At 55.8% G+C, this 5669-nt stretch carries 3 protein-coding genes and 1 pseudogene; 3 read left to right on the top strand and 1 reads right to left on the bottom strand.

Translation table 11 applies throughout. The annotated features are described in order from the left end of the window. A pseudogene (locus Q7T06_RS10450) lies at positions 1-501 on the bottom strand (transketolase); the annotation flags it as partial. 262 nt (positions 502-763) lie between these two features. Between Q7T06_RS10450 and Q7T06_RS10445 the strand changes: the two are divergent. The 3 genes from Q7T06_RS10445 to ileS all read left to right on the top strand — a co-directional run bounded on the left by Q7T06_RS10445 (position 764) and on the right by ileS (position 5586). Further along, complete coding sequence (locus Q7T06_RS10445; protein ID WP_304784361.1) at positions 764-1489, top strand: 16S rRNA (uracil(1498)-N(3))-methyltransferase; 726 nt, start codon at positions 764-766, stop codon at positions 1487-1489. A gap of 163 nt (positions 1490-1652) precedes the next feature. Continuing rightward, positions 1653-2630 carry a bifunctional riboflavin kinase/FAD synthetase gene (locus Q7T06_RS10440; protein ID WP_304784358.1) on the top strand — a complete coding sequence of 326 codons (978 nt, stop codon included), beginning with the start codon at positions 1653-1655 and terminating at the stop codon, positions 2628-2630. A 64-nt stretch (positions 2631-2694) separates the two neighbouring features. Then, positions 2695-5586 (top strand): isoleucine--tRNA ligase, encoded by a 2892-nt coding sequence (gene ileS / locus Q7T06_RS10435; protein ID WP_304784356.1) that lies wholly within the window; start codon positions 2695-2697, stop codon positions 5584-5586. The last annotated feature ends 83 nt before the right edge of the window (positions 5587-5669 follow it).

Raw genomic sequence — 5669 nt, 5'->3', positions numbered from 1 at the left:
ATGCGAAATGCCTTCCATCAGGCAGCCATCGCCGAGGAATACATAGGTGTAGTGATTGACGACATCAAAACCGGGGCGATTGAATTCAGCCGCGAGCAGTTTTTCAGTCAGCGCCATGCCGACCGCATTGGCCAAGCCCTGGCCGAGCGGGCCGGTGGTGGTTTCTATACCCGGCGTGACATCGACTTCCGGATGACCCGGCGTCTTCGAATGCATCTGGCGGAAGTTGCGGATATCGTCCATCGACAGCTCGTAACCGGTCAGGTGCAGCAAGGCGTAATGCAGCATCGAGCCATGTCCGTTCGATAATACAAAGCGATCGCGGTTGATCCATTTAGGATGGGCCGGATTGTGCGAATAATGATTCGCCCACAAAGCGACAGCGATATCCGCCATCCCCATAGGCGCGCCGGGGTGTCCGGAATTGGCCTTTTGTACTGCATCCATTGCCAGCGCACGGATTGCGTTGGCCATTTTGGTAGTCGGGAGCGTGGAAGTCATGTGATTTATAGTGATGGCGAGTCGAATAAGAAATAGAATTAATGCGGAATTAATACAGAATTAACGCAGAATCAAATGCAGCATCAATACGGGCTTGCATGCAGCCAAAAACACTTTGCTGCGAAGCCGCATATTTTACCAGAGTGAGGGCCTCAGGCTAAACCCGAATTCCCGCATTTCCTGCATTTCCTTTTAATATTAATGCCCGCAGCACCCCGATTTGCCGCAAATACATGCCGGATCGACAACCAACGGATCACAGATGCCTCGTTTTTACTGCCCCCAGCCGCTCACCATAGGCGCAACCATCATCCTGCCCGAGCATGTGGCCCATCACGTGCAAGTCGTGCGCCTGGCTGCCGGCGACCACCTCACGCTGTTCAATGGCGAGGGTGGTGAATACACAGCCACCATCAATACGGTAGAGAAAAAACGCGTCACCGCCGACATCAAGCTGTTCGAGCCGCGTGAAGTCGAACTACCCTACGCGATCACGCTGGCGCAGGCGCTGCCGGAAGCATCCAAGATGGACTGGATCATCGAAAAAGCGGTCGAACTGGGCGTGCATGCAATCCAGCCGCTGGCCTCCCAGCGTTGCGTGGTGCGCCTGTCCGCCGAACGCGCAGTTAAAAAAATGCAGCACTGGCAAGGCGTGATCGTCGCCGCCTCCGAGCAAAGCGGGCGCAACCGCCTGACGGCACTGGCCGAGCCGGTCGACGTCAACCAGTGGCTGCAGCAAAAGGACATGCACGTGCGCATTCTGCTCAGCCCGCGCGCCGAACAGTCCTTGTCCGACTGGGCCCGCCATCATCCGCCGCAATCGGTGGCCTTGATGATAGGACCGGAAGGCGGCTTTACCGACAAGGAAGAAGACCTGGCGATTGCACAGGGCGTGCTGATGCTGGCGATGGGGCCGCGCGTCTTGCGTACAGAGACAGCTGGCGTCGCGGCGGTTGCTGCTTTGAATGCGGTTTGGGGTGCGATGTAATGGATAAGCGCCGCTTGAATTTGGCGCTCACAGGCTTGAACAGGAACAGAAAAACCTCTACCACGGGTTTCAAATAGGGCCATCCAGCCATCTTAGTGGCAGGGAAACCGGGCGAAAGCATTTATAATGCAAGGTTTTGCGACGGCTTCCCACTATCGACTCCATGAAGGTATTCCGCGGACTTCCCAATGCTGCATCGCGCGCACCCTGTGCGCTGGCGATAGGCAATTTCGACGGCGTGCATCGCGGGCATCAAGCCTTGCTGGCGCGCCTGCGTGAAGTCGCGTCGGAAATGGGCGTGGAATCTGCAGTGATGACCTTCGAGCCGCATCCGCGCGAATTCTTTGCTGCGCGCGCCGGCGACCCATCGAAGGCGCCGACGCGGATCGCCAGTTTGCGCAACAAGCTGCAGTCGCTGGCCCGGGCCGGCGTCGATCGCGTGATCGTCGAACACTTCAATGCACACTTTGCCTCTCTGTCGCCGCAGGAATTCGTCGAGAAAATCCTGGTGCAGGGCTTGCATGTCAAATGGCTCATCGTCGGCGAGGATTTTTGCTACGGCGCCAAACGCGCCGGCAATGTCGCCACGCTGATAGCAGCGGGCAAGCAGTACGGCTTCCATGTGGAATCGCAGCCTACCGTGACCAGCAGCGGCACCCGTATTTCTTCATCGGCGGTGCGTCAGGCCTTGCAGGATGGCGATTTCGCCCAGGCCGCCACCTTGCTGGGCCGGCCTTACGCCATGTCCGGCCACGTCATACATGGCAAGAAGCTGGGCCGCACGATAGGTTTCCCTACGCTGAATATGCGCGTCGCCCACAAGCATCCTGCACTGTCCGGCATTTATATAGTGCAGGTGCATGGCCTGGAATCCGAGCCCTTGCCCGGCGTCGCCAGCATAGGCGTGCGCCCTACCGTCGATGACAGCGGCCGCGTGCTGCTGGAGACGCATATATTTGACTACGCCAAACAATGTTATGGCAGATTGATACAGGTCGAATTCCTGCAAAAACTGCGCGATGAAGAAAAGTACATCGACCTGCCTACACTGACCGACGCGATCGCCCGCGATGCAGTGCAGGCACGCACCTACTTCAAGCAGATAGCCGACTCGGCGACCTCCGCCACAGACCGAATTTGATGATCGAACGCACTCATTCAATACCGTTCGTTTGATCCAACTGAATACTTTATAAAAGCAGACCATGTCCGACAATACAAACAAGCCTGAAAACAAATCCGGCAAGCCGAACAAGCCAGACGCCAAACCAGCCAGCAAGTATCCGGTCAACATGACCGATACGCCTTTCCCTATGCGCGGCGATCTCGCCAAACGCGAGCCGCAATGGGTCAAGCAATGGCAGGATAAAAAGATTTACGAAAAAATCCGCGAGGCAGCAAAAGGCCGTCCGAAGTTCATCCTGCATGACGGCCCACCGTATGCCAACGGCGATATTCACCTGGGTCACGCGGTCAACAAGATCCTGAAAGACATCGTCGTCAAGTCACAAACGCTGGCCGGCTTCGATGCGCCGTTTGTACCGGGCTGGGATTGTCACGGCATGCCGATCGAAATCCAGATCGAAAAACTGTATGGCAAAAACCTGCCAACCGCTGACGTATTGACCAAGGCCCGCGCTTACGCGACCGAACAGGTCGAACGCCAGAAAAAAGATTTCATCCGACTCGGCGTTTTGGGCGAATGGGACAATCCTTACCTGACCATGGCGTATGGCAATGAAGCCGACGAGTTGCGTGCGCTCGGTACGCTGCTGGAAAAAGGTTATGTCTACCGCGGCTTGAAACCGGTCAACTGGTGTTTCGATTGCGGTTCTGCATTGGCAGAAGCGGAAGTTGAATATCAGGACAAACGCGACCCGGCGATCGATGTCGGCTTTGCGTTTGCGGAACCGGCCAAAGTTGCAGCTGCATTCAGCCTGCCTGCACTGCCAACTGAAAATGGTTTTGTCGTGATCTGGACCACCACACCGTGGACCATTCCATCGAACCAGGCTTTGAACGTACATCCTGAATTGCAATACGCATTGGTCGAAACGTCGCGTGATGAAAAACCACTGTTGCTGATCCTCGCAGCCGATTTGGTCGAAGCAAGTTTGGCGCGTTACAAACTGGAAGGCAAAGTCATTGCCACCTGCGCCGGTGCAGCACTCGAAGGTATACGCTTCAAGCATCCACTCGCATCGCAAGACGCCGGCTACGATCGCACTTCGCCGGTTTATCTGGCCGACTACGTCGCAGCCGATAGCGGTACCGGCATCGTTCACTCTGCACCTGCCTACGGTATCGAAGATTTTATTTCATGCAAAGCGCATGGCTTGAAGGATGACGAGATCATCACGCCTGTGATGGGCGACGGCAAGTTCGCATCGACACTGCCATTGTTCGGCGGCCTGACCATCTGGGAAGCATCGAAACCGATCTGCAACGCATTGACTGCGGCTGGTGCATTGTTTGAACTAAAGATGTTCGACCACAGCTACATGCATTGCTGGCGTCATAAAACGCCGATCATTTATCGCGCGACTTCGCAATGGTTTGCCGGCATGGATCTGACGCCGAAAGACGGCGGCCCAACTTTGCGTGAAACTGCATTGAAAGGTATTTCCGAAACCAAGTTTTTCCCGGACTGGGGTCAAGCACGTTTGCACGGCATGATCGCGAATCGTCCTGACTGGACGCTGTCGCGTCAACGTCAATGGGGCGTCCCAATGGCATTCATCGTGCACAAGGAAACCGGCGCACTGCATCCACGCACGCCTGAGTTGCTGGAACAAATCGCCAAGCTGATTGAAAAGAGCGGCATCGACGCATGGCTGACACTGGAGCTGAAAGATCTGCTCGGTGACGAAGCGGCGATGTACCAAAAGAACAAGGACACGCTGGATGTCTGGTTCGATTCCGGCACGACGCACCAAACAGTATTGCGCGGCTCGCACAAGGAACAACTGGCCTTCCCTGCTGACTTGTATCTGGAAGGCTCGGATCAGCATCGCGGCTGGTTCCATTCTTCGCTGCTGACTTCGTCGATGTTGAACGGTCATCCTCCGTACAAGGCATTACTGACGCACGGCTTTACCGTCGATGGCGAAGGCAAGAAGATGTCGAAGTCGCTAGGCAATACACTGGCACCGCAAAAGATTTCCGACACCTTGGGTGCAGACATTTTGCGCCTGTGGATTGCGTCCACCGATTACACCGGTGAGTTGTCGATCTCTGACGAAATTCTGAAACGTGTGACGGAAAGCTATAGACGCATCCGCAACACGCTGCGTTTCCTGATGTCGAACACAACAGACTTCAACGCGGCCACCGATCTGGTGCCGGTTGCCGACATGCTGGAAATCGATCGCTATGCGATTGCGCAAATGAATGCGCTGCAGGCAGAGATCGTCGCGCATTACAGCGTGTATGAATTCCATCCGATCACATCCAAGCTGCAAATGTACTGCTCGGAAGATCTGGGCGGCTTCTATCTCGACATCCTGAAGGATCGCCTCTACACCAGCGGCGTGACTTCACATGCGCGTCGTTCGGCACAAAGCGCGATCTGGTATCTGACGCAATCGCTGCTGCGCTTGATGGCACCGGTGTTGTCTTTCACCGCAGAAGAAGCCTGGGTCATTTTTGCGGGTGATAAAGCGGGCGACACGATCTTCACGCAAACACATTACGCATTGCCGAAAGTTGCAGATGGCGAAGCACTGCTGGCCAAGTACACCTTGCTGCGTGAAGTACGCAACAACGTCACCAAGCAGCTGGAAGAAGTACGTGTCGCTGGCAGCATTGGTTCATCGCTGCAGGCGGAAGTCGCACTGAAGGCCAGCGGCGACAAGTTTGCCGCGCTGGCCAGCCTGGACGACGATCTGAAGTTTGTACTGATCACTTCACAAGCCAGCGTCGTCCAGGTGGCAAGTGCAGAAGAGGAAACTGTCCTCGTCACGCCATCGGCGGCACAAAAATGCGAGCGCTGCTGGCACTATCGCGCCGATGTAGGGTCACATGCTGAGCATGAAGGATTGTGCGGCCGTTGCGTCGCCAACCTGTTTGGCAAAGGCGAAGCACGCCGCTTTGCATAACCTGGCCTGAACCATACGCGAAAGAACAGATGACGACACATACTTCAACACATACAGGCATCGCACGCTGGCTGGGCATCGCG

This window comes from Herminiimonas sp. (assembly GCF_030645555.1).
Lineage (GTDB): Bacteria > Pseudomonadota > Gammaproteobacteria > Burkholderiales > Burkholderiaceae_D > Oxalicibacterium.
The sequence above is the reverse complement of the archived record's forward strand: the minus strand, read 5'-3'. Positions and strand labels throughout refer to the sequence as shown.